Source organism: Synechococcus sp. JA-3-3Ab (genome assembly GCF_000013205.1).
Lineage (GTDB): Bacteria > Cyanobacteriota > Cyanobacteriia > Thermostichales > Thermostichaceae > Thermostichus.
Genome location: NC_007775.1, coordinates 1,277,667 through 1,301,182 on the forward strand (window position 1 = coordinate 1,277,667; position 23,516 = coordinate 1,301,182).

Sequence of the window (23,516 nt, forward strand, 5' to 3'; positions counted from 1 at the left end):
TGATATTCTGCTAGCTTCTAGTTCTAACCGAGCCCTCTCTTGAAAACCATGGACGAACTCAACACCCTGATCCAGGATCTGCAAGCTGCCTTTGGCGACAGCAGCACGCCGGTGCTCTCGCTATACGCCGACATCAACCCTGCCCGTCCCGAAAATGCTGGCCGCGCCTGGGTGAGACGCATCAAGAATACCCTCAAGGAGCTGCTGGAGAGTGGGGAGAGCAAGCCTGATAACTCCCTCTGCGAGCAAGTCCTTGCTCTAGTGGAGCAGGAGCGCCCTTCGGCCCGCACCCTGGTTCTTTTTGCCAGCCGCAATCCCGCCGGCAAGCCAGTGCTGCGCCGAATCGACCTGCAGGTGGAGCTGCCGGTGGTGGATCTGGCCCATGGGCGGGTGGAGGCCCGCTGGGGGGAACCTTACCTCACGCCCCTTTTCTTTGCCTTTGATGAATACGAGCGGGGTGGGGTGTTGCACCTGTCTGGTAACAGGTGGCGCTTCTACGAGCTCTTCTTGGGGGAACTGCGAGAGGACACGGAAATCTTTGCCAACATCAGCGCCGAGGAATGGCAGGAACTGCAGGAGCTGGCCGGCCGCATTGAAAATGCCGTTGCCGAACGTCGCGCCCGCAGCGGTGGCACCTTCGACAAGCTTTCCCCCAAGGAGCGGGAGGCGGCCAAGGTCAGCCTCTGGATGCACAAGCTCTACCTGCGCCTGGCTTCCGCCCTGGATAAGGCAGTGGATCGCCTGGGCATTGAGCGGCTGGTGCTCATGGGCGAAGCCTGGCAGGTGTCCCACTTCGAGGGCTATCTCAACCGCGGCCTACGCAACCGCATCGTCGCGCGGGTGGGGCACCCCGCCAACCTTCACACACCGACGCCGCAAGACATCCTCGACCGAGTGGTACCCGTCCTGGAGGCCGCTGAGCGCCGAGGAGAGCTGGCTTTGTTGGAGCGGATTCGAGAGCAGCCCGGCGCTTGGGGCTTAGATGCGGTGCTGGACGCCCTACAACTAGGTCGAGTGGAAATCCTTGTCCTGCCCTGGAGGCTAGAGGCCACCATCTGGCGCTGCCCAGACGGCTCGGTGGGAGGAACCCCAGAGATGGCCCAGCTCCTCTGCCCAGAGCCGCAACCGGTGGCGCTGCGGGATCAGGTCTGGGTGCTGGCCCGCGATTTCGGCGCTAGGCTGGAGTTTGTCCGCGGCGAGGCCGAAGACCGCTTGCTCCACGAGTTTCAAGGAGCAGCCGCGCTGTTGCGCTGGTAGAGGCCGCTCCAACCGGGTCGAGCAGCTCTCTGGCTGGATCCTGAAGCCGCAGTGTAGGCTAACATAGCCTAGCCCACCTCTGAAAAGTTTTCTGAGGGATCCCCTTGACCCAATCCATTGACCTCCCCACCAGCGTCGATACGTTCTTGCAAGAGCTGGCCGCCATTCAGCAAGTGGGGCCAAAGCGGATAGCCATTCTGGGCAGTCGCCATGTGCCCATCACCCACCAGTACCTCATCGAAACCCTCAGCTACGCTTTGGCCCTTACCGGCAACCGCATTCTCACTTCCGGGGCCATTGGCACCAACCTGGCTGTGATTCGCGGAGCCATGCGGGCGGACATGAAATCCCTGACGGTGATCCTGCCCCAAAGCCTGGAGCGACAGCCGGCAGAGTCGCGGGCCAGCCTGGAGCAGGTGCTGCATCTGGTGGAGCACCCCGAAAATGACCACCTGCCCCTGGCGGAGGCCAGCCGCCTGTGCAACCTAGAGATCGTCAGCAAGTGCCAGCAGTTGATCTGCTTTGTTTTCCACGACAGCGTCACGCTTTTGGAGGCCTGCAGGCACGCTGAGGAGCAACACAAGGTGGTTACGCTCTTCTATTTTGACTGATTGGACTGCAGCTCACTGCTCTCAACCTTTTGCCCCGAGGGTAGCAGTGTAGAAGGCCCCGATAGCTCAACATAGACTGCAGCGCATTCCCGACGTTGGGTGAATGGAATAGGATAAGGCTTTGTATTGAGGCAAATCGTTGGGCAGCCATGATGGGATCCCCGGCATGGAACCCGGAAATTTCTGCAGTCTCGCCGACCTCATCCTCTAATCCGCGGGGATCCGAAAGGGGTGTTTATTTTCGATTCGATGCCCAAGGGATCCATCTGCATTTGCCCGCCACCCTGGCTTGGGAAGAAGTCTGGGACGATTTGGTGTGGCAATTGCGCAGCCGCAAACCCTACTGGGCAGGAGTGGCCCCCCTGACCCTGTGGTGCCAAGAGCGAGAGCTGGACTTGCCCACCCTACAAACTCTGGCCGTCTTGTTGTCGCGGCATCGGTTGTCCTTGTGGCGCGTCCAAACCGGATCCCGAGGGACGGCGATCGCGGCGGCGACCCTAGGCTATTCTGTGGAACAATCTTCCCCCTTGGAGGCGATTCCCCCCGTCTCCCCGGATACTACTCCCCTCTACCTGCGGTCCACGGTGCGGTCGGGGATGTCGGTGCGCCACCGTGGCTCGGTTTTTCTGCTGGGGGATCTCAACCCCGGCGGCGAGATCATTGCCGGCGGCGACATTTGGGTCTGGGGACGGCTGCGAGGGCTGGTGCATGCTGGTGCTGAGGGGGATAGAGGCGCGGTGATCTTGGCCTTACAGTTGGAGCCAACTCAGTTGCGCATTGCCGATCAGGTGGCCCGTCCACCCGAGGGCGGATCCCCTCCCAACACGCCAGAGGTGGTTTACTTGCAGGAGGGTGTCATCTGCATTGCCAGCCTTCAGGATTTTCTGCGGAGGGGGGTATGAGCCGAGTTATCGTCGTCACCTCTGGGAAGGGGGGAGTGGGGAAAACCACCCTAACGGCCAATTTGGGCACTGCCTTGGCGCGCTTGGGTCGCTCGGTGGTGGTGGTGGATGCCGACTTTGGCCTGCGCAACCTGGACTTGTTGCTGGGGCTAGAGAATCGGGTGGTGTACACGGCTTTGGAGGTGATTGCGGGGGAATGCCGCCTTGAACAAGCATTGGTGAAGGACAAGCGCACCCCCAATTTGGCGTTGCTGCCGGCGGCCCAAACCCGCAACAAAACGGCAGTCAGCCCGGATCAGATGCGGCAGTTGATGGAAAAGCTTGCCAGCAGCCATGACTACGTGTTGATCGACTGCCCGGCGGGAATTGAACAAGGGTTTCGCAATGCCATTGCGGGGGCAACGGCAGCCCTGCTAGTAACTACGCCCGAAGTAGCAGCGGTGCGGGATGCAGACCGGGTGGTGGGCTTGTTGGAAGCGGCAGGGATTTCCTCTATCCAGCTAATCGTCAACCGCCTGCGCCCCGATATGGTAACCGCTGGCCAGATGATGGCAGTGGAAGATGTGGTGGAGGTGCTGGCCATCCCCTTGGTGGGTATCATTCCAGAAGACCGGGAGGTGATCGTCTCCACCAACAAAGGGGAGCCCCTAGTCCTCTCGGCCAACCCGACTCAGGCTGCCCAGGCCATCCAGCGCATTGCCCGACGGCTGGAAGGGGAGACGGTGGAATTTCCCAAGTTGGCCAGCTTGGGCGAGTCTTTCTGGGAAAAGGCCAAGCGGTTTTTCAGCCAAAAGGTGCTCTGAATCTCAACGGCTCTTGAGCTCCATCTCAACGGGATCATCCTCTTTGCCTGGAGTCTTTGCTTTCCCTGCTATGCACCTTCAATAAAGCCCATGCTTCTCGATTTCTTGGATCAGCTTTTTTCCCGCCACTCCGGCAACAGCCGCGAGCAAGCCAAGCAGCGCCTGAAACTGATCTTGGCCCACGACCGCGCCGACCTCACCCCGGCAGCCTTGGAAGCGATGCGCCTGGAGATTTTAGGGGTAGTATCTCGCTATGTGGAGCTGGATTCGGAGGGGATGCAGTTTCACTTGGCGGCAGAAGGGGGGACGACGGCCCTGATCGCCAACCTCCCCATTCGCCGTGTCAAGCCCCTGGCGGAGGCCCGCCTCAATTCCTGTGAAGGGGAGAACCCACAACAGGATCCCGGAGCGGCCCCATCCGAGGGCGGCCATTTGAGCTCGCCTTCTCCCTGAGCTACCCTAGACTCAGGGAGCAGTAATTCAAGGTGTTACATAGAGTGTTACATCCGCCTAGGCTGCGTCCGTTCGCCAAGATGCCTTCTCTTTGCTCCCACTTGTGTCTGTCCCGGCCGGGGGTGCCTTGTAGCTGTTTGCAGCCTGCTCATGGTAAACCGTCTGTGGCCCCAATGCTGACCAGGACAAAGTCGCCGGGACGGAGTTCGCGCTAAGGGAGGTTGAGCCTCGGCATGGAAAACTCCTTTGAGCTGACGATCCTGTTTACGCTGGCCTTGGTGGCCGGGATCGCGGCTCAAGTCCTGGCCAATTTTGTTAAAGTGCCCAGCATTGTTTTCCTGCTCCTGTTTGGGGTGCTGCTGGGGCCAGATGGCCTGGGCTGGGTTCGTCCCCAAATCATGGGATCTGGCCTGGAGGCGCTGGTGTCGTTGGCGGTGGCTCTGATCCTGTTTGAGGGGGGGCTGAACCTGCGGCTGCAACGCCTTAACCAGGTCTCCGACAGCTTGCGCAATCTGGTGTTGCTGGGATCCCTTTTGACCTTGGGAGGGGGAGCGCTGGCGGCCCACTATTTGGGGGAGTTTCCCTGGCCCCTGGCCTTTTTGTTTGGATCCCTGGTGGTGGTGACGGGGCCGACGGTGATTAACCCCATCCTGAAGCGGGTGCGGGTCGATCCCGCCGTCAGCACCCTGCTGGAGGGGGAAGGGGTGCTCATCGACCCCGTGGGGGCCATCTTGGCGGTGGTGGTGCTGCAGGTGGTGCTCTCCGGCCACCCCAGTTTCTTGCTGGCCCTAGAGCAGCTATCTAGCCGCTTGGCCATTGGGTCGGCGGTGGGGGCGCTGGGGGGCTGGCTGATGGGATCCTTCCTGCTCTGGTCGCGGCAGTTTTTGACGGAGGAGCTGCGCAACTCGGTGGTGCTGGCGGGGGCGCTGGGGGTGTTTGCCCTGGCCCAGTCGCTGCGCTCCGAGGCGGGTCTAATGGCGGTGGTGATGGCCGGGTTGGTGGTGCGGCAGAAGGCGGCCATTGCCGAGCGGAGCGTGCGCCAGTTTCACGGCCAGTTGGTGGTGATGGCCATCTCGGTGTTGTTTATTCTGCTGACTTCCACCCTCTCGCTCAAGGCGGTATTTGCGCTGGGGTGGGGAGCCTTGGCCACGGTGCTCTGCCTGATGCTGGTGGTGCGTCCTTTGAGCGTGTGGCTGTGTACCTGGCGCAGCGACCTGAATTGGCGGCAGAAGCTGTTTGTGGCCTGGCTGGCCCCCCGCGGCATCGTGGCGGCCTCGGTGGCTTCTTTGTTTGCCATTTTGCTCACCGAGCGGGGCATTACCGGGGGGGATGCCCTCAAGGCGCTGGTGTTTTTGACCATCTCGGTCACGGTGACGGTGCAGGGGCTGACCGCTGCCTGGGTGGCCCGCTGGCTGGGCTTGGATCAGGGGAGTTCTACGGTGATCATCGGCAACCATCCGCTGGTCGGCCAGTTGGCCCAGTTGCTGCGCTCCCTCAACCAGGCGGTGGAGGTGCTGCCGCTGCCGTCGGGATCCCGTCTGCGCGAGCGCACCGCCAATCTTCCCGCCGAGCTCAACGGCCACAAAGCCGGCCATACCTCAGGGACCCACCCCGCCAGCGGCAATGGCAGCTCCAAAGCCCTGCCGGTTCGCGTCAGCGGGACGGAGTCCTCAGAGGAACCTGGCCAGGTGCTGCCCGGATCTTTGCAGGAAGCCGTGCTGAGCGAGTCAGCCTTCTTGAAGGCCGATATCGACCATGCGGAAACTCTGTTGATCCTGACTTTGGATCCGCAGGTGAACTGGGCCATTGCCGAGCTGATGGTGAAGCTTTCGGTTTCTGCCGCCATCTGGACGGTGTTGCTGCCGGAGATGCCCATCTCGGAAGGGATCCGCACCCTGCCGATCCCTTTTTCCCAACTGCAGCGCTGGGCCAGCTACCTGGAGGCCAATCGGGCCGAGCTGCGCTCGATCACCCTGCCCACCCTGGCGGACCTGGGCCTGAAGCCCCCCCAATCCGCCGCGGCCTCGGCTCAGGAGTCGATCGCGGCAGCGCGCTCAGCGCTGCTCAACCCTTTTTCGGCCCAGATGGGGCTAGAGGATCCCACGTTGGAGCGGCTGCGGGATCAGTTCGCCTACCGCATCAAAGCCGATCTCTGCCTGCCTTTGTTGCTGGTGCGTCCGCAGCGTCTGGGAGGCTGGTTTGGGGAGAAGGGCAAGTCGTCCCAGGTCGGTCGGCTGTTCTACCTGCCGGAGCCGGGCATCTGGCGACGCGGAGATTGCATCTACTACCTGGAGCGCACGTCCAGCCCCGTAGAGGCCGTTGCTCCCTCTGCCAGAGAGTTGGATCCCCCAGAATGGGATCCACCCTCAGCCGAGCTACTGCCCCAGTATGTTGAGGGCGTCAAGCTCCACTTCGATCTCTAGGGGTCCCAGGGCAGCCAGCGGCCACTAGGAATGAGGGGACACCCCTGCACCTGCTCAGGCCGACCCAGATAAACCCAGGCAAAGGTGCCGCTCTCCAGTTGCACCCACTGCCGTTCGTATAGCCGCGGGTGGTCTTCCAGCTCATCTAGGCGGGGCAACAGGCCCAAGGGAATGCGGTAGCGCTCGCCGTAGAGCCGGTTGCGGCCAGGAACGGCCATCGGGTAGGGGCCGAGATCGTAGAGGTCGATGTGGTTGAGGCTGTCTGGGCCCAAAAACTCTGCCCCTTGCAGCAGGCTGTGGTACTGGCCGCCCCGCAGCAGGGATCCGTAGACAAAAACCACGGTGGAGGGTTCCATGTAAAGCTACGCAACTTTGACAACCGGGATCAGGGGGATTGGGCCCATTTTTGGCCGATGCGCGGCTCCGAGCCGGCCAGCAGGCGTTCGATGTTGCGGCGATGGGCAGCAATGACATAAACCCCCCCTGCCAAGGCAAACAGCAAATACGGCAGAGGCTGGCCCAGAGCCCACATCAAGAGCGGCGCCGCCACCGCCGCCAGCAGGGAGCTAAACGAGACGATGCGGGTGAGGGCGATCCCCAGCAGCCAGACACCGAAGGTAGCCAGGGCTACCGGCCAAGCCATGGCCAACAGGATCCCCAGGCTGGTGGCCACCGACTTGCCCCCCTTGAAGCCCAGCCAGCAGGAGCGGCTATGGCCGATCACCGCCCCCAGGGCCGCCACGACCACCCACCACGGCGAGCCCAGAGCTGATCCCAGCGCCACCGCTGCCGCTCCCTTGGCAGCGTCCACCAGCAACACCAGCAGCGCCGGCCCCTTGCCCACTGTCCGCAACACGTTGGTTGCCCCCGTTGAGCCGGATCCCGCTTGGCGGAGGTCGATCCCACCCCAGCAACGGCCCACCCAGTAGCCGGTGGGGATGGATCCCAGCAGGTAGCCTCCAAGGGCGGCAAGGAGGGCGGAAAGCCATGCAGGCATAGACACGTCTTGAACGCTCTCTCCTCACTTTGCCACAGGGCTTGGGTTGCCACTGCTGTCGAATCCGGCCAGGTTGACCTCCCAAGCAAGGCGCGGCTGCACAAATTGCAAAAGCTGTTGGCGAATCTGCTCCAGTTGCCGGATGGCCTGGCGGGATCCCTGCGCCCAGAACTGCTGCTGCAGATAGTCAATCAGCCACAGCTGCGCCGGCAAATCGAGAGCAGCCACTGCCCTAGCCACTTCCAGCGCCTGCCGCAGCGAGTGGGGCCAGCGTCTTAGGTCCTGCAGCAGTGACGGCGGAAGGCTTTGCAGGTGCTGCTGGGCGGCCAGCGCCCGTCCAGGGCTGCCTTGGGCTAGGGCAATTAGCTCAGAGCGAGGGATCCCGGGCAGCTCCGGGCAGCCCAAAGCTGTCAACACTTGCTCCATCTCTGCCGAGCTGAGGCGGCGAAACGGCACCATCTGGCAGCGGGACAGCAGCGTCGGTGGCAAAGGGTGGGGAGGGGGGGTAGGCGAGTGGTGGGAGGCGATAAGAACGATGTGGGCCGGCTCAGGCTCCTCCAGGGTTTTCAGCAGGGCATTGGCCGCACTTTCTGTCAGGGTTTCCGCTCCCTCCAGTACAACTAGCGAGCGGCGGGCGTGCATTGGCCTACGGGCACAGAAGCGAACCACTTCCTGCACCTGTTCCAGGCGAATTTGCGGCGGGGAGCGCCGCTGCAGAGCTTGTGCCTCCGGGGCGTCTGCTGCTATCAGGCGGCCCTGGTGGACATAGGTGGGGCTGACCCAGTGGAGATCGGGATGGGTGCCTGCGAGGAGCCAACGGCAGTTGGAGCACTGGCCGCAAGGGATCCCTGAGCTGGCCTCGCAGAAGAGGGCCTGGGCAAACCAGCGGGCCATCAGGCTCCGTCCCACCCCTTCTGGTCCCAAGAAACAGTAGCTTGAGGTCACCCGCCCCTTTTCCAAGGCCGCCACGAGCAGCCGCGCCGCCAGCTCCTGCCCGACGATGTGCTGGGGGGGCAGAACCGTGACTCCCTCAACCATCTCGGCAGCTCTGGGCTGAAGCATCGGCAAAGTTGCCTAGTCGCAGGCAAAGGTCGGCAAGAGAAATTGCCACAGCCCCTCCTCCACCAAGGGATCCCTCCCTATCTCTGCCCCAGCCTTGTTGTTAGCCGGTGGGATCCAGTCGCATTAAAACTTGGCCAAATTCCACCGGCTGGCCGTTGCTCACCAAAATCTCCCTCACCACGCCCGCCGTTTCAGCTTCTATCTCGTTCATCAGCTTCATGGCTTCGATAATGCAGAGAGTTTGGCCCTTGTTCACCCGTTGGCCAACCTGCACAAAATCCGTTTCTCCAGGGGCAGGAGCGCTGTAGAAGGTGCCCACCATCGGCGCCGTCACCTCCACCCAGTGGCTGGGGGCAGGCTTAGGAGCGCTCTCAGGAGGGGGAGCTTCTGCAGGGGAAGCAGGGGGGGGTTCTGGCGGCGGGGCAGCGGGCGGAGCAGCGGCAGCAGCAGCAAGGCCAGCCGGGATCCCTTTGCGCAGGGTGAGGCGGAAATCCTTGTACTCCAGGATTAGCTCGGTAACGTCGCTCTCCTGCAGAGCGGCCAGCAGAAGGCGAACTTCCTGCCAATTGACAACATCCAAGGGAAGATTACTCCTGATGCATCACCTGTCCACAACGGCAGCCCAGCGGCAAGAAGAGGGGGAGCCATCACTCGCGGCCTATATAGGTGTCGGTGCGAGTATCGACACGCACCCGTTCTCCCACCTTAATAAACAGAGGCACCTGGATCTCAGCGCCGGTCTCCAGCTTGGCGGGCTTGGTTCCCCCTGTTGCCGTATCTCCTCTCACGCCGGGGTCGGTTTCCACCACTTCCAAGACAACGGTGTTGGGCAGCTCCACATCGATCACCTGCCCCTTCCAGCGCAGGATGGCCACCTCCATGTTCTCTTTCAGGTATTTCACGGCAGAGCCGATTTGGGCAGCGCTGAGGGGAGCCTGTTCGTAGGTCTCCATGTCCATGAACACGAAATTGTCCCCTTCTGAATAGAGATACTGCATATTCACTTTTTCAATAGTGGCGGCGGGCAGCATCTCGCCGGCGCGGAAGGTTTTCTCCACAACGTTGCCGGTCTGCATATTTTTGAGCTTGGTGCGCACAAAGGCCGCGCCCTTGCCGGGTTTCACATGCAGAAACTCGATCACCTTGTAGGGAGCGCCATCAATTTCCACAGAGACGCCGGGGCGCAAGTCGTTGCTTGAGATCATGTCAGCACAGGGATCCGTTGCTCAGACTTCCCAATCTTACCCCGGCTGCGGGGCACTCCGATTCAGCTCTCTGAGATCAATGGGCGGCTGACGTCCGTAAAGAGGCAACACCGTCTGCCAGGAAGGGCGCAAGCCTGCTTGGAAGTCGGCGCGGGCCAGTTCCGCCAACGCCAGCACAGGCGCCGGATCCACCCAGTCGGCAGCATCGACGACCAGAGCCTGGGGCCACTGCCGCAGAACCTTCTGCCAAGCCGCTTCTTCCCAGATCTGATCCGCCACTTCGGCAACCCAATGTTCTGGCCCCAGCCGGTACACGCCACCATACTGCTCCCCTCGCTTGGCGTCCATCTGCACCGCCACCGTCAGCGGCTGAGGCGGGGATCCCTGCTCCTGCCACACCTGGCGGGCGAGAACCGCCAAAGTCGAGTAGCCGAACACCGGAATGCGCAACTGCTGGCCCAACAGCCGCGCCACACTTACCCCCAAACGGCTGCCGGTAAAACTCCCCGGCCCCAGAGCGACAGCGATCCCCGCCATCTGCGACCAGTCCTGGCCGGCCAAGAACTCCTTCAGGCAAGGGTGCAACTGCGCCGCCATCTCCCGATCCAGCCACCAACTCCGGCTGCGGCTCTCCCCCAGCTTCTCCTCCAACGGCAACACGGCCAAGCCCAGAACAGGCGTGGTGGTGTGGATCCCTAAAATCCAGCGGGGAACTGACATGGCCTCTCTCAGGATCAAGCGAGGTACTTGACAGAACTTAACGGATGATTTAAGGTTAGGTTGTCAATCTTCGCGCTTCCTCAGGGAAGTTTGCCATCATGACCACTGTTATCCAACGTCGCTCAACCAGCAACGTGTGGGAGCAGTTTTGCGAGTGGGTCACCTCCACCGACAACCGCCTCTACATCGGTTGGTTCGGGGTGCTGATGATTCCCACCCTGCTGACTGCCACCACCTGCTTCATCATTGCCTTCATTGGTGCTCCCCCGGTGGACATCGACGGGATTCGCGAGCCAGTTTCGGGTTCGTTGCTGTATGGCAACAACATCATCACCGGCGCGGTGGTGCCTTCTTCGGCTGCGATTGGCCTGCACTTTTACCCGATTTGGGAAGCCGCTTCTTTGGACGAGTGGCTGTACAACGGCGGCCCCTACCAGCTGATTGTGCTGCACTTTTTGATTGGGGTGTTCTGCTACATGGGCCGGGAGTGGGAGCTGAGCTACCGCTTGGGGATGCGTCCCTGGATTGCGGTGGCTTACTCGGCGCCGGTGGCGGCGGCGACGGCCGTGTTTTTGATTTACCCGATTGGGCAAGGCTCGTTTTCGGACGGGATGCCGCTGGGGATTTCGGGGACGTTCAACTTCATGTTGGTGTTCCAAGCGGAGCACAACATTTTGATGCACCCGTTCCACCAGCTGGGCGTGGCCGGCGTGTTTGGGGGTGCGCTGTTTAGTGCGATGCACGGGTCGTTGGTGACCTCGAGCCTGATTCGTGAGACTTCGGAGGAGGAGTCGCAGAACTTGGGTTACAAGTTTGGGCAAGAGGAAGAGACCTACAACATCGTGGCGGCGCACGGGTATTTTGGCCGGTTGATTTTCCAATATGCGTCGTTCAACAACAGCCGGAGCCTGCACTTTTTCCTGGCGGCGTGGCCGGTGATTGGGATTTGGTTTACGGCGCTGGGGATCAGCATCATGGCGTTCAACCTGAACGGGTTCAACTTCAACCAGTCGATTGTGGACAGCAACGGTCGCGTGGTTGGGACGTGGGCGGATGTGCTCAACCGTGCCAACCTGGGGATGGAAGTGATGCACGAGCGGAATGCGCACAACTTCCCGCTGGACCTGGCGGCGGTGGAAGTGGCGCCGGCCATCCGCGGCTAATCCACTCCTGACCTAGTCGACCAGTCCTTCTTGAATCCCCTGGCAGACGCTGGGGGGTTTTTCTGCTTTTCATAGAACGTAGCCCAGTTGCTCAAGGGAATCGGTGTCCCAAAGGATCTGCCCATCCAGAGCCATTCTCCCCTGCACCGGCATTCCAACTTGAGCCTCTAGGCGTGGGATCAAAGCTGCATCCAGCTCCTCCAAAGCTTGGGGATCCTCGGTTTCGGGCAGGGATCCGACCAGCACCCAGCCCAAGTTGCGGACCTTGGCTTGGCGCATCAGGGCGGCAAAGGCGGTTGCTTGGCTCAGGGCGGCCTCCCGTCGCAGCGTTAAGAGCAGGCTAAACCCCCAAGCATGGGCCAAATCGGCCCAGGTTTGGCCTGGCTCCAGGGGATCGGCGACACTGCCCGGCAGAACCAGGAGGGGATTGGTTGCCCGCTCGCCGATTTGTTGCCAGAGGGCCTTGAGCTGAGCTTCCGAAGGGTTGGGATCCACCCTGAGCTGGACTCAAGGTCTCTGGACCACCTCTTGCCAGGCGCTGGCCACTGCTGCGGCTCCGGGGATCCCCGTCCAGGTATCGGCCACCATCACCCTCATGAGTTCGGATCCCCCACCTCAGACTCCCAGAGAGTGAGAAACTCCAGCTGGACCTCGAAGCCAAACACCAAAGCCATATCCCGCAGCATCGAGAGGGATCCCAGTTTCTGCTGCTTGAACCACCGCATCAACACAAAGAGATTTCCAGCGCTTCTGGGTTGTAAACAATGCCCTCGCGAGGGTTGAATTGATGGGGCACCAACATGGCTGCGTAACGGGCCAGCTCTCCTTGGCGCCAGTTGAGGAAGTAGGGCATCCAGGGGCAGACCGTGTCCCAACGAATAAACCACAGGCGCACCTCCGGGATCTCCGACAGCTCGCGCGGATCGTCGGGGCTGCGCGGCCAATCGATGGCGCATTACACCTGCTGGGCAGCCCGGACAGGATCCGCCATCAACGTTTTCAACAGCTCATGGCCCGGGGTTAAATCCAGAGCTTGAATGGCTTTAGCAGGAAGGTAGAAGGTAATCGGCACGACGACACAGCTACAGCCTGTTAAGGGCTCAAGGGGTACAATAGCAGCACTTAGCAAACCAACTTCGGAAGGAGGATGGATTGATCAGTAGTAAAGAAGTCTTCACTATCTGCTCCATGCTATATTTCCCAATTCTGCAAAGCTGCCGAATAAAATGCTTCAATACCGACCACATCATCTCAATGGGATTCAACTCCGGCGCATACACAGGCAGGTATAGGATTCGTGCTCCTGTCCCCCTAATCAATTCCTCAACTTCCCGACTCTTGTGGATATTTAAATTGTCCATAATCACAACCTTCCTCGCATCTAGCTTCGGACATAGCTCGCTTCTCAAAAACTCCAAAAAGTCTCCTTTCTTCATCCCACCCTTGATGACACGACAGCCAACTACACCTCTCAAGGAAATAGCTCCAATAACCGTATACTTTTCACCCTTGTATCTCTGACGATAATGATAAGCCCTTTGACCACGTAAACTCCGAGATACTCTCCACTCCATTCCCTCCCAGACTGCCGTCTGGTCGATGGCAATCAAATCCTCCGCTGGAATATTCCTGACTTCTTGACTATAAGCTAGTCGTTCCCTTTGCACCTCCTCTTCTTTGACTTTTGCACTGCGGTAGGTCTTTTTTTTTAGAGTCATTCCTTGCTTTTTCAAGAAATTATGTATCGTGACGATGCTTACATTGATTCCTAAGCGCTCGCGCAACAGTTCTTGATACTGCCACAGGTAGAAGTCTGGGTGTTCTGTAATAATTGCCATCACTTCCTGCCGATGTTGTTCCAAAATGCCCACTCGCTTGGTGCCTGCTTTCTTAGGGGCTAAATCTTGAGTTTGTTGGTACTGACGCACCCAGCGGTGTACTGTTCTTTTGGTCACCATGAAGCGTTTAGCTACCTGGCGGATGGAGGTGTTACCTGCCTGATAGGCTGCTACAACTCTTTGCCGCAAATCCAAAGAATGAGTCGGCATTCCTTTCTCTCCTTCCTCTTGAATACCTGTACCCTATTTTAAATTAAAAGGCTGTACTTATTTCCACGCCCAGCAGGCGGTGGAGAAATCGCTCAAGGCGGTCTTGTTCCTGCAACAGATCGAGTTCGAGCGCACACACGATCTGGTCAAGCTGGCGCGCCTGTTAGCGAATCGCGGCGTGACGCTGCCAGTCACGGAAAGCCAACTGCGCCGGCTGAACCCTTTTGCCGTCGCCTTCCGCTACGACGATTTGGAAATCACGCTCGCCTCTGACGATGATCTGACGAGCGTGGTTGCAGAGCAAAAAGGGCGTGGCCAGCAATAGCCCCGAGTAGGCTGCCACCTTCACAGAAACGAAAAAATACTCCCCCGGCGCCAGTTGCAAAAAGGTAACCCCCCGAGCGGGCACCTCCGGCAGGGCGACAATGCGGTTCACCACGGCAAAGCAAGCGATGATGCAGATCGCCACCGCGATCACGCTGGCCAACAGGCGGCTGCGCAGCTCTTCCAAGTGCTCCATCAAGGTCATCTCGACCTCGTAGGGAAACTCCGGATCCCGCACCCGACCAGGCTCAGGGGCCGCCGCGGCTTGCTCCGGGGATTCGGTCTCAGAGGCAAGGGTCATGGGCCAAGGTGTAACGAGACGTTCCCCGCTATCTTAGCGCTGCCCCCTCTCCAGGGAAAAGCACTTGCCCAACACTCCTCGCCATTGGGCGGTGGCCCAAGCCCGTTAAGGGGATCCCGGGGCCTGAGCAGATGAAACTGGGAAGGGGAGCGGTTGCAGTTTTTAGCGCTTGCCCAAGCCCAGCGCCTTTTCCACCTGCTGGGCGGCATAGGCCATGGCAAAACAGCAGATGAAGTAGATTAGGCCGATAAAAAACAGCACTTCCCGCTGGGTGCCTAGCCAGTTGGGGTTGGTGAACACCACGCGCCCCGCCTGCAGCAGGTCGATGAGGCCGACAATGAACACCAGTGACGTGTCTTTGAAGAGGGTGAGGAACTCGTTCACCAGCGCCGGAACAGCTGCCCGCAACGCCTGGGGCAAAATCACCAAAGCGGTCACTTGAAAGGGGTTCAAGCCCAGCGCCCGTGCCGCTTCTAGCTGGCCCAGCGGGATCGACTGCAGGCCGCCCCGCACGTCCTCGGCCACGTACACGGCTGTAAACAAGATGAAGGCCACCTCCGCCCGGATGATCAGGTTGACGCTGATCCCCCCCAGAAAGAAGGGCACCAACAGCCAGGCGGCAAACAGAATGGTGGTCAGAGGCACCCCCCGCACCAGCTCGATCACCAGCGTGCAGAAGATCCGGATTACCGGCAACGCCCGATTGGCCCGGCCCAACGCCAGCAACACCCCAATGGGGAAGCCGATGATCATGGCGGCTGCCGCCAAGATCAAGGTCAGCAGCAGTCCAGACAGTTGCTCAGCCCGCACTGCCGGCCAATTGGGGCCCAGGTTGCCCAGCAGCAGCTCCAGACAGAGGGGCAAGATCAGGGCCCAAACCCAGATGGAAGCCAGCCGCCAGGATTCCCGTCCGCGACTGAGGGCAATAGCGGCAAAAGTGACGCCAGAGCAAACCGCCAGCCACCCCTGCGACTGGGTTCCCAAAGGCAGGAACGCGGCTAAGCCCATAGCAGCTCCCAAGAGAATGAGGTAGTGCAGCAGCACACCGCCCCAAGCCCCCCCCGCTACCCCTAGGGTGGCCAGCACAATTCCCAACACCGCCCACACCCGCCACAGTTGGCTGCTGGGGTAGGTGCCGCTGGCAAAGATTTTCAGGTTGGCCGGGATCACTTCCCAGCGGGCTTGGGTGAACGCCCAGTTCCAGAACAGGGAAATTGCCCAGGCCAACACCAAGGCGGAGACCAAGGTGAGCAAGGTGCTCAGCCAGGAGTCGAACAGGTTGCGGCGCACCCAAGCCAGAGGACTTTGTTTCTCCCTGGGGGGGAGTACCTTTTCTTCTACAAGGGGAGAGGAGAGACTGCTGGGCATGGGTTAGCGCTCCACCAATTTGACGCGGGCATTGAGCCAGTTCATGCCGTAGGAAACCACCAGGTTAAAGGTCAGGTAGGTGGCCATGAGGATGGCGAACATCTCCACCGAACGTCCCGACTGGTTGATGATGGTGCTGCTGATGTTGAACAGATCGGAAAAGCCAACGGCAATGGCCAAGCTGGAGTTTTTAATCAAGGTGAGATACTGAGTGTTCAAGGAGGGGATCATGATCCGCAGGGCCTGGGGCACAATCACCAAGCGAAAGGTTTGCAGCTCCGACAGGCCGACGGCCCGGGCCGCCTCCCACTGCCCCCGCGGCACCGCCAAAAAGGATCCCCGCACCACTTCGGCAATGTAGCAGCCGGTGTAGGTCACCAAGCCCAGCATCATGGCGGTAAACTCCGCCGAAAGCTGGATCCCACCCCGGAAGTTAAAGCGCTCCAGTACCGGGACATCCAGCCGCACCGGCGGCTCTGGGAAGAGCACCCAGCAGGCCACCGCCAGCAGCACCACCCCCGCAGCCACCCACAGGTTCCGCTGCCGGGATCCCAGCTCGGGTCGGCAGACTAGGAGCAGCTTGCGGATCCCCCACCCAGCCGCGATTACAATGGCCAGCGCGGGAACCAGCCAGCCGCTGGGATCCAACCCGGGCAGCTTCACTCCCCGCTGGTTGATAAAGACAAGCCCACCGATGGAGAGACTGTTGCGCACCCCCGGCAGGGTGAGGATCACCCCCTGGTACCAGAAGATCACGATCAGCAGCACCGGGACATTGCGAAAGATCTCGGTAACAACGGTGGCCAGCTGGCGGGCCAGCCAGTTGCTGGAGAGGCGAGCCATCCCCAGGACAAAGCCCATCGCCGTCGCCAACACAATGCTGACTGCCGACAGCCAGAGGGTGTTCACCGCTCCCACCGCCAGAGCCTTCAGGTAGCTCTCGGAGGGGTCGTAGGGGATCAGCCCCTCGGTGATCCCAAAGTTGGCGGAGTTGTCCAGAAAGCGAAAGCCCAAACTGATGCCCAGGCGGCGCAGGCTGGCGAGGAGATTTTGGGCGAGGATCCCGAACACCAGCAGCACGGCCACGACAAAGGCCACCTGCAGCAGAACTTTTAGGATGCGCTCATTCCGCCACCAGGGGGGGCGAAGGTGGGACTGGTCGGACAGAGAAGTCATGCGGGGCAAGCAAAAATTCAGAGCACAGCAGAGAATAGGGGATCCCTGGCCGGTACTGACCAACCGGGATCCCTGTCCCAGGGGGGGCGATGGCTCCCGGATTTGCGATTAGCGGAAAGGCGGCGCGTACTGGATCCCACCTTTGGTGTAGGGCTGGTTCAAGCCCCGCGGCACGCCCAAGGGGGTCAGGTGGCGGTTGAAGATCTCGCCGTAGTTGCCCACCGCCTTGATGACATTGACCACCCAATCCGGCTTCAGGCCCAGCAGCTCTCCCAGGTTGCCTTCCTGGCCCAAGAAGCGGCGAATGTCGGGATCCTCCGACTTGAGGAACTCGTCCACATTGGCGCTGGTGATCCCCTTTTCTTCTGCATAGAAGAGGGCGTAGACCGTCCAGTTCATAATGTCGGAGAAACTCTCATCTCCGTGGGGAACCAGCGGCCCCAAGGGCTCTTTGGAGATCACCTCCGGCAAGATCACGTGGTCGTCGGGAGAAGCCAAGCTGGCCCGGCGGGAGATGAGGGCGCTTTGGTCGCTGGTGATGGCATCGCAACGGCCCTCTTCGTAGGCGTTGAAAGAGGAATCATCGCCGTCGAAGGTTACTGGCGTAAAGGCAATGCCACGGGCGCGGAAGGTATCCGCCAAGTTCAGCTCAGTGGTGGTGCCGGCAATCACACAGATGGTGGCCCCGTTCAGGTCTTCCAGCTTTTCCACCCCCAGCGACTTCCGCACCATAAATCCTTGGCCGTCGTAGTAGGTGGTGGGGCCGAAGGTCACCGCCCACTCGCGATCCCGGGTGAGGGTCCAGGTGGTGTTGCGGCTAATCATATCGACCTCGCCCGACTGAATCGCAGACTGGCGATTGGCCGCCGTCAGGTAGACGTATCGAACCTTGTCCGGATCTCCAAAGAGAGCGGCAGCTACTGCCCGGCAGATGTCGATATCAAAACCCACATACTTGCCTTGGTCATCCAGGTTGCCGAATCCGGGCAGTTGGTTGTTTACCCCACAGATCAACTCGCCCCGAGCCTTGATGCGGTCGGTGAGCGGCCCCAGCTGCGCCCAAGCGGGAAGGGACTGCAGGCCCATAGACAACGCCAGTGCCCCGGCCAAGGGAGCCAATCCGTTCAAATGCTTTATCCAGTTCATAAAATTACCCCATGTCAATCCTCAAGATCTTCGTCGTCAACAGTCGTTCATACACGGCACTTCAACCGAGATACCGTGCCATTGGGTTACACTCCTGCCACACCCCACACCCCATAGAATGGTTTGCCATAGGCGCCTACGATTTTCTCAAAGCCTTACATGTCAGGGCGTATGGAAATGTTGCAGAGGCTACAGTTGTGGCTCGGCCAGTTCTGCCATGGTACCCATGCCTGCTTTGGTGAAACTTAGGGAGTCACCCACCCATGCAAGGATCCCCGCACATAAGGTCTTCACTCTCTCCGCAAAGTGCAGCCAGCGCTGACATTATCCAATGCGAAGATGTTCACAAATGGTACGGCGATTTCCACGTCCTCAAGGGCATTACCACCCGCATCCGCCGCGGAGAGGTGGTGGTGGTCTGTGGGCCTTCAGGCTCGGGCAAGTCAACGTTTATTCGCACGTTGAACCGCTTAGAAGAACACCAGAGAGGGCGCATTGTGGTAAATGGCATTGAGCTAACCAGCGACCTGCGCAACATCGATGCCATTCGCCGCGAGGTGGGCATGGTTTTTCAACAGTTCAACCTGTTTCCCCATCTCACGGTTTTGCAAAATGTAACCCTTGGCCCAATCCACGTGAAAAAGATGAAAAAAAGTGAGGCGATAGAGCGGGCTATGGAACTGCTAAGCCGCGTGGGGATCGCCGAGCAAGCAGAAAAATACCCGGGGCAACTTTCGGGGGGGCAGCAGCAGCGGGTGGCGATTGCCCGCGCCTTGGCCATGAATCCGGCGGTGATGCTCTTCGATGAGCCCACCTCGGCCTTGGATCCAGAGATGATCAAGGAGGTGCTGGACGTGATGCGGGAGTTGGCCCGCTCGGGGATGACCATGGTGTGTGTAACCCACGAGATGGGCTTTGCCCGCGAGGTGGCGGATCGGATTATCTTCTTCGACCGCGGCAAGATCGTGGAGGAAAACACCCCCCAAGAGTTTTTCAGCAATCCGAAAGAAGAGCGCTCCCGCCTGTTTTTATCCCAGATCCTTTCCCACTAGCGAGTCCTTCAGAAGGGGGTGAGGCGTGCCAGAAAAGCCCCCTCCGGCTCTTGATAGACAATCTGCCCCTGCCAGCCGTTGGCGTGGGCACACTGCAGCAGGGTTTCCGGATCTACAAATAGCCAGGGAAAGGGATCCCCCCGCTGGCCGTTGTACTCGGCTACAAAGTTCACTACCTTGGCTTTTGCCTCGCTCCCTTCCTGCCAATCTTCTGAGCCACCTGCTTCGAGGTGGGCAGGAGCGGCCAGCTTGCCAGAGGGATCTTCCAAGTTTTCTAAACGCCCTCCCTCTTCTGCCGGCAGATTCCGCAGATCTGCGAGGTCGCTGGCATCGCTCAAATCGGTGGAATCCAGGAGCAACTGGCCAGTGGGCTGAACCCAGTGGCGAGCCAGGCGCAAAAAACGCTCCAAGCCCGACAGGGATCCCGCCAAGCCGACGCCGTTCATCAGCAGGAGTAGGGTATCGAAGGGCTCTCCTGGCCCCGCCCAGTGGAAAAGATCGGCGGCAATGCGGCAACACACCCCCCGCTCTGCCATAATCTGCAAAGCCACAGGGGAGCGATCCAAGGCAGCCACGGCCAATCCTTCCTCCTGCAGCAGCAGGCTGTGGCGGCCCGTGCCGGCGCCGATGTCTAGCACCCGACCGCGGCATAGATCCAAAGCCATGGCCTCCACCTCCGGCAGCTCCTGGGTGAAGAACACCTCTGGGGAGACCACCTGGGGCTCTTCCGCCAACGGGATCCCCTCCAGGCCGTAGGCATGCAAGAGCAGGGATCCCTTGGCCTCTCCTCGGTGCCAGTCCCATAGGGCTTGCTCTAAGGGATCCTGAAGTGGGTAATTCTCGACAGCCTTTATCATGGAAGGGGAAAGCTAAACCGTTGACCCGATGGCCATCGTCGCCTTTCTTTACGGTGCCGCTATCGTCCTTTTGCTGATTGCAGCAGTGGTTTGGGCAACATCTCGGCAGTTCAATGTGGAGACCGAGACGCAGATCGGCACCTCGCCAGAAGAGCCCTCCGAGACCTCATCCGTTCCCATTTCCATTGTGGAGCAGCTAGAGCGCCAATACCGCAACAGCCCTTCCTACCGTCCCGATCCGTGACATACTCCCGCACTCATGCTGATGCATAGTCGGAGATCCTTAGAGATCCTTGGAAAGATGACTTTTGAGGATTCCTGAGGATACAAGCAGTGTCTTTGCTGGCCAAAAGCTAGCGTTTTCTCTCTATATATGGTTGCCAAGTCTCCACCACCCATTGTCTACATTGCCTTGGGGCTATTGCTACTCTGGGGCGGTCATCGTGCTTGGCAGGCGGGCTATGTTCGCTGGCCGGAAGGCATTTCTCTACCGCCAGTATCGCTGCCAGGGTTGGGGGGTGGAGCACAAGATCTGCTCCTGACCAGCGGCGAGCGCACCTTGTTTGCCGATAGCAGTCCCGCTGCCGTTGCCGCTGCAGAGCTGTTGCGCCAAGGTAACCTCAGCGCAGCCATCTCGGTGTTGGAAATGGGTCTGCAAAGCAACCGCAACGACCCGGAAGCTCGCATTTTCTTGAACAACGCCCGCGCCCAGCAGCAAGGCAGTCCCTTGAGCCTGGCGGTGGTGGTGCCCATCTCCAGCAACCCCAACCGCGCCAAAGAGACCCTGCGGGGGGTGGCGCAAGCTCAGGAGGAGCTTTTCCAACAGGGGGGAATCGGAGGACGGCTGCTGCGGGTAGTGATTGCCGACGATGGCGATAACCCTGAGCGAGCAGCAGCGGTGGCCAAAGCCCTGGTGGCGTAGCCTGAGATCTTGGGAGTGATTGGCCATAACACCAGCGATGCCACCCTGGCTGCAGCCGAGGTTTATCAGCCTGCCGGCTTGGCGATGATCTCCTCCACCTCCACCAGCACTCGCATCAGCATGCTGGGGGATGCCATTTTTCGCACCGTGCCCTCGGATCAAGTGGCCGGCACACAACTGGCCCGTTATGCTCTCAGCACGTTGCGGCTGCAAAGGGTGGCCATCTTCTACAACCCCAACAGCGCTTACAGTACCAGCCTGCGGGACGCCTTTGCCTCCACCCTGACCAGCGAAGGGGGCATCGTGCTGGCGGAGTTCGACTTATCGGCGTCGGACTTCAACCCCCAGGCCAGCCTGCAAAGGGCCGTCGGCCAAGGAGCCCAGGTAGCTTTTTTAGCTCCCACGGCTTCCGTAGCCGAAAAAGCGCTGGCCGTAGCCCGCGAGAACGCTGTAGCTGGTAAGCCCCTTGCTCTTCTGGGCGGCGATGTGCTCTTCAGCCTCACCACATTGCAAGAAGGGGGAGCAGCGGTAGAGGGCTTGGTGGTGGCGGTACCCTGGCATCCCCAGGTGCCGCGCAACCGCGAGTTTGCCCAGAAGGCAGCCCAGCTCTGGGGAGGGCAGGTGAGCTGGCGCACCGCTCTGGCTTATGATGCCACCCGGGTTTTCTTGCAAGCTTTCAGCCAAGGAGCCACCAGCCGCAGCGCTGTTCTCGCCGCCCTGGGCGACCCGAACTTCCGCTTGCCGGACGGCGCTTCCGGAGAAGTGCGCTTCTTGCCCTCCGGCGACCGCAATGCTCCCCATGTGCTGGTGCGGGTTGAGCCCGGCAACCGCTCCGGTACCGGCTACGATTTTGTGCCTCTCCCCTAGGGATCCCGGCAGACGCTACAGTGGGGGATGCTCTCAATCTCCTCAGAATCGAATGGATCCCATGCCCACTCGGATCACAGCCTGCTTTCAGGCGCTGCGCAGCCGTGGTGAAAAAGCCCTCATCCCCTACCTCACCGCCGGGGATCCCAACCTGGAGACGACCTTCGAGGCTTTGCAGGTTCTGGATCAGAGTGGCGCCGATCTCATCGAGCTGGGGGTACCCTACTCGGATCCCTTGGCGGATGGGCCGGTGATCCAAGCAGCAGCCACCCGCGCCCTCAGTCGGGGAGTCACTTTGGGCGCCATTCTACAAGGCTTGCGCTGTCTCTCGCTGCAGGCCCCCCTGATCCTGTTCACCTACTACAACCCCATCCACCAGCTCGGCATCCCCAACTTTCTGCATCAACTGCGGCAGGCCGGCTGTGCCGGCTTGGTCGTCCCCGATCTGCCTCTGGAAGAGGCGGGATCCCTGCGACAAGCAGCCCAGGCCGAAGAGATCGACCTCATCCTGCTGGTGGCCCCCACCAGCCCCCCGGAGCGCATGCGCCGCATTGCCCAGCAGTCCAGTGGCTTTGTCTACTTGGTCAGCACCACCGGCGTTACCGGCGAACGGGCCACCCTGGAAAAGCGGATCCCGGCTTTGCTGCAGCAACTGCGCCAACAAACCCCCCTGCCGATTGGGGTGGGCTTCGGCATCTCCACTCCCGACCAGGCCCGCCAGATCGCTCTCTGGGGAGCAGATGCGGCGATTGTGGGCAGCGCATTTGTGCAACGGCTGGCCAAAGCCCCCACGCCTGAAGAAGGACTGCAACAAATAGCTCACTTTTGTCGAGCCCTCAAAGCGGCCCTGCAAGAGGTGACCACTCCAGAGTGTTACAGCCTGTTAAGGACTCAAGGGGTACAATAGCAGCACTTAGCAAACCAACTTCGGAAGGAGGATGGATTGATCAGTAGTAAAGAAGTCTTCACTATCTGCTCCATGCTATATTTCCCAATTCTGCAAAGCTGCCGAATAAAATGCTTCAATACCGACCACATCATCTCAATGGGATTCAACTCCGGCGCATACACAGGCAGGTATAGGATTCGTGCTCCTGTCTCCCTAATCAATTCCTCAACTTCCCGACTCTTGTGGATATTTAAATTGTCCATAATCACAACCTTCCTCGTATCTAGCTTCGGACATAGCTCGCTTCTCAAAAACTCCAAAAAGTCTCCTTTCTTCATCCCACCCTTGATGACACGACAGCCAACTACACCTCTCAAGGAAATAGCTCCAATAACCGTATACTTTTCACCCTTGTATCTCTGACGGTAATGATAAGCCCGTTGACCACGTAAACTCCGAGATACTCCCCGCTCCATTCCCTCCCAGACCCCTGTCTGGTCGAGGGCAATCAAATCCTCCGCTGGAATATTCTTGACTTCTTGACTATAAGCTAGTCGTTCCCTTTGCACCTCCTCTTCTTTGACTTTTGCACTGCGGTAGGTCTTTTTTTTAGAGTCATTCCTTGCTTTTTCAAGAAATTATGTATCGTGACGATGCTTACATTGATTCCTAAGCGCTCGCGCAACAGTTCTTGATACTGCCACAGGTAGAAGTCTGGGTGTTCTGTAATAATTGCCATCACTTCCTGCCGATGTTGTTCCAAAATGCCCACTCGCTTGGTGCCTGCTTTCTTAGGAGCTAAATCTTGAGTTTGTTGGTACTGACGCACCCAGCGGTGTACTGTTCTTTTGGTAACCATGAAGCGTTTAGCTACCTGGCGGATGGAGGTGTTACCTGCCTGATAGGCTGCTACAACTCTTTGCCGCAAATCCAAAGAATGAGTCGGCATTCCTTTCTCTCCTTCCTCTTG

Annotated in this window: 28 protein-coding genes and 1 pseudogene; 13 read left to right on the plus strand and 16 right to left on the minus strand. The window is 59.9% G+C overall.

Annotated features, from left to right (window positions below):
• The first annotated feature begins 48 nt into the window (after positions 1-48).
• From CYA_RS05940 to CYA_RS13735, 6 genes are all read left to right on the plus strand, one after another.
• Entirely contained in the window at positions 49-1,257 is a 1,209-nt protein-coding gene (locus tag CYA_RS05940; protein WP_041438260.1) for a VLRF1 family aeRF1-type release factor, read from the plus strand.
• Positions 1,258-1,361: 104 nt separating this feature from the next.
• On the plus strand, positions 1,362-1,868 hold the full coding sequence (locus tag CYA_RS05945; protein WP_011430125.1) for a hypothetical protein: 507 nt from the start codon (positions 1,362-1,364) through the stop codon (positions 1,866-1,868).
• A gap of 152 nt (positions 1,869-2,020) precedes the next feature.
• Entirely contained in the window at positions 2,021-2,770 is a 750-nt protein-coding gene (minC, locus tag CYA_RS05950) for a septum site-determining protein MinC (RefSeq protein ID WP_228375508.1), read from the plus strand.
• Positions 2,767-3,573 carry a septum site-determining protein MinD gene (gene minD, locus CYA_RS05955; protein ID WP_011430127.1) on the plus strand — a complete coding sequence of 269 codons (807 nt, stop codon included), beginning with the start codon at positions 2,767-2,769 and terminating at the stop codon, positions 3,571-3,573. The genes minC and minD overlap by 4 nt, the downstream gene beginning before the upstream one ends.
• Before the next feature lie 90 nt (positions 3,574-3,663).
• On the plus strand, positions 3,664-4,026 hold the full coding sequence (gene minE, locus CYA_RS05960; protein WP_011430128.1) for a cell division topological specificity factor MinE: 363 nt from the start codon (positions 3,664-3,666) through the stop codon (positions 4,024-4,026).
• 233 nt (positions 4,027-4,259) lie between these two features.
• Positions 4,260-6,449 (plus strand): cation:proton antiporter, encoded by a 2,190-nt coding sequence (locus CYA_RS13735; protein ID WP_011430129.1) that lies wholly within the window; start codon positions 4,260-4,262, stop codon positions 6,447-6,449.
• On the opposite strand, the gene CYA_RS05970 is transcribed toward CYA_RS13735, so the two are convergent.
• The 6 genes from CYA_RS05970 to tsaB form a co-directional block, all read right to left on the minus strand.
• Positions 6,446-6,805, minus strand: a complete 360-nt coding sequence (locus tag CYA_RS05970; RefSeq protein WP_041438264.1) for a gamma-glutamylcyclotransferase family protein — start codon at positions 6,803-6,805, stop codon at positions 6,446-6,448. The two genes, CYA_RS13735 and CYA_RS05970, sit on opposite strands and share 4 nt — an antisense overlap.
• Before the next feature lie 29 nt (positions 6,806-6,834).
• Complete coding sequence (gene plsY / locus CYA_RS05975; RefSeq protein ID WP_011430131.1) at positions 6,835-7,446, minus strand: glycerol-3-phosphate 1-O-acyltransferase PlsY; 612 nt, start codon at positions 7,444-7,446, stop codon at positions 6,835-6,837.
• A 24-nt stretch (positions 7,447-7,470) separates the two neighbouring features.
• Positions 7,471-8,508: a DNA polymerase III subunit delta' gene (locus tag CYA_RS05980; protein ID WP_228375473.1), complete on the minus strand. Its 1,038-nt coding sequence runs from the start codon at positions 8,506-8,508 to the stop codon at positions 7,471-7,473.
• 100 nt (positions 8,509-8,608) lie between these two features.
• Complete coding sequence (gene accB, locus CYA_RS05985; protein ID WP_011430133.1) at positions 8,609-9,088, minus strand: acetyl-CoA carboxylase biotin carboxyl carrier protein; 480 nt, start codon at positions 9,086-9,088, stop codon at positions 8,609-8,611.
• Positions 9,089-9,155: 67 nt separating this feature from the next.
• Positions 9,156-9,713 (minus strand): elongation factor P, encoded by a 558-nt coding sequence (gene efp / locus CYA_RS05990; protein WP_011430134.1) that lies wholly within the window; start codon positions 9,711-9,713, stop codon positions 9,156-9,158.
• A 36-nt stretch (positions 9,714-9,749) separates the two neighbouring features.
• Complete coding sequence (gene tsaB / locus CYA_RS05995; protein ID WP_011430135.1) at positions 9,750-10,433, minus strand: tRNA (adenosine(37)-N6)-threonylcarbamoyltransferase complex dimerization subunit type 1 TsaB; 684 nt, start codon at positions 10,431-10,433, stop codon at positions 9,750-9,752.
• A 98-nt stretch (positions 10,434-10,531) separates the two neighbouring features.
• On the opposite strand from tsaB, the gene psbA reads away from it, so the two are divergent.
• Positions 10,532-11,596 (plus strand): photosystem II q(b) protein, encoded by a 1,065-nt coding sequence (gene psbA, locus CYA_RS06000; protein WP_011430136.1) that lies wholly within the window; start codon positions 10,532-10,534, stop codon positions 11,594-11,596.
• A gap of 69 nt (positions 11,597-11,665) precedes the next feature.
• Here the strand turns inward: psbA and CYA_RS06005 are convergent, their stop codons facing one another.
• The 4 genes from CYA_RS06005 to CYA_RS14060 all read right to left on the minus strand — a co-directional run bounded on the left by CYA_RS06005 (position 11,666) and on the right by CYA_RS14060 (position 13,644).
• Positions 11,666-12,091 carry a hypothetical protein gene (locus CYA_RS06005; RefSeq protein WP_011430137.1) on the minus strand — a complete coding sequence of 142 codons (426 nt, stop codon included), beginning with the start codon at positions 12,089-12,091 and terminating at the stop codon, positions 11,666-11,668.
• A 98-nt stretch (positions 12,092-12,189) separates the two neighbouring features.
• Positions 12,190-12,321, minus strand: a complete 132-nt coding sequence (locus CYA_RS15585) for a hypothetical protein (RefSeq protein ID WP_255322549.1) — start codon at positions 12,319-12,321, stop codon at positions 12,190-12,192.
• Positions 12,321-12,491, minus strand: a complete 171-nt coding sequence (locus CYA_RS15315; protein WP_240527377.1) for a chlororespiratory reduction 6 domain-containing protein — start codon at positions 12,489-12,491, stop codon at positions 12,321-12,323. The genes CYA_RS15585 and CYA_RS15315 overlap by 1 nt, the downstream gene beginning before the upstream one ends.
• Positions 12,492-12,696: 205 nt before the next feature.
• Positions 12,697-13,644 (minus strand): IS630-like element ISSoc4 family transposase, encoded by a 948-nt coding sequence (locus CYA_RS14060; protein WP_011430139.1) that lies wholly within the window; start codon positions 13,642-13,644, stop codon positions 12,697-12,699.
• Positions 13,645-13,723: 79 nt separating this feature from the next.
• Between CYA_RS14060 and CYA_RS14065 the strand changes: the two genes are divergently transcribed.
• Complete coding sequence (locus CYA_RS14065; protein WP_011430140.1) at positions 13,724-13,969, plus strand: HEPN domain-containing protein; 246 nt, start codon at positions 13,724-13,726, stop codon at positions 13,967-13,969.
• Positions 13,970-13,996: 27 nt separating this feature from the next.
• On the opposite strand, the pseudogene CYA_RS06025 reads toward CYA_RS14065, so the two are convergent.
• The 4 genes and pseudogenes from CYA_RS06025 to CYA_RS06040 all read right to left on the minus strand — a co-directional run.
• Positions 13,997-14,269 (minus strand): annotated as a pseudogene (locus CYA_RS06025) (twin-arginine translocase subunit TatC); the annotation flags it as partial.
• Positions 14,270-14,431: 162 nt separating this feature from the next.
• Positions 14,432-15,637 carry an amino acid ABC transporter permease gene (locus tag CYA_RS06030; RefSeq protein ID WP_011430142.1) on the minus strand — a complete coding sequence of 402 codons (1,206 nt, stop codon included), beginning with the start codon at positions 15,635-15,637 and terminating at the stop codon, positions 14,432-14,434.
• 3 nt (positions 15,638-15,640) lie between these two features.
• A complete protein-coding gene (locus CYA_RS06035; protein WP_228375474.1) occupies positions 15,641-16,876 on the minus strand; it encodes an amino acid ABC transporter permease in 1,236 nt (411 codons plus the stop codon).
• Positions 16,877-16,921: 45 nt separating this feature from the next.
• Positions 16,922-17,941, minus strand: a complete 1,020-nt coding sequence (locus CYA_RS06040; RefSeq protein ID WP_228375475.1) for an amino acid ABC transporter substrate-binding protein — start codon at positions 17,939-17,941, stop codon at positions 16,922-16,924.
• A gap of 281 nt (positions 17,942-18,222) precedes the next feature.
• Between CYA_RS06040 and CYA_RS06045 the strand changes: the two genes are divergently transcribed.
• Positions 18,223-19,011: an amino acid ABC transporter ATP-binding protein gene (locus CYA_RS06045; protein WP_011430145.1), complete on the plus strand. Its 789-nt coding sequence runs from the start codon at positions 18,223-18,225 to the stop codon at positions 19,009-19,011.
• Positions 19,012-19,019: 8 nt separating this feature from the next.
• Here CYA_RS06045 and CYA_RS06050 read toward each other — a convergent pair whose 3' ends face one another.
• Positions 19,020-19,868: a class I SAM-dependent methyltransferase gene (locus CYA_RS06050; protein WP_011430146.1), complete on the minus strand. Its 849-nt coding sequence runs from the start codon at positions 19,866-19,868 to the stop codon at positions 19,020-19,022.
• A gap of 28 nt (positions 19,869-19,896) precedes the next feature.
• Between CYA_RS06050 and CYA_RS06055 the strand changes: the two genes are divergently transcribed.
• From CYA_RS06055 to trpA, 4 genes are all read left to right on the plus strand, one after another.
• Positions 19,897-20,112 carry a hypothetical protein gene (locus CYA_RS06055; RefSeq protein WP_011430147.1) on the plus strand — a complete coding sequence of 72 codons (216 nt, stop codon included), beginning with the start codon at positions 19,897-19,899 and terminating at the stop codon, positions 20,110-20,112.
• Between the two features lie 129 nt (positions 20,113-20,241).
• Positions 20,242-20,790 (plus strand): ABC transporter substrate-binding protein, encoded by a 549-nt coding sequence (locus CYA_RS15320; protein ID WP_228375476.1) that lies wholly within the window; start codon positions 20,242-20,244, stop codon positions 20,788-20,790.
• A gap of 15 nt (positions 20,791-20,805) precedes the next feature.
• Complete coding sequence (locus tag CYA_RS15325) at positions 20,806-21,657, plus strand: ABC transporter substrate-binding protein (RefSeq protein WP_228375477.1); 852 nt, start codon at positions 20,806-20,808, stop codon at positions 21,655-21,657.
• Between the two features lie 61 nt (positions 21,658-21,718).
• Entirely contained in the window at positions 21,719-22,564 is an 846-nt protein-coding gene (gene trpA / locus CYA_RS06065; protein ID WP_011430148.1) for a tryptophan synthase subunit alpha, read from the plus strand.
• Here the strand turns inward: trpA and CYA_RS14400 are convergent.
• Positions 22,549-23,495, minus strand: a protein-coding gene (locus tag CYA_RS14400) for an IS630-like element ISSoc15 family transposase (RefSeq protein WP_099834873.1) whose coding sequence is annotated in 2 segments (ribosomal slippage) — positions 22,549-23,159 and positions 23,159-23,495 — 948 coding nt in all. Because the reading frame shifts where the segments join, the coding sequence is not laid out codon by codon here. The two genes, trpA and CYA_RS14400, sit on opposite strands and share 16 nt — an antisense overlap.
• Positions 23,496-23,516 lie beyond the last annotated feature (21 nt).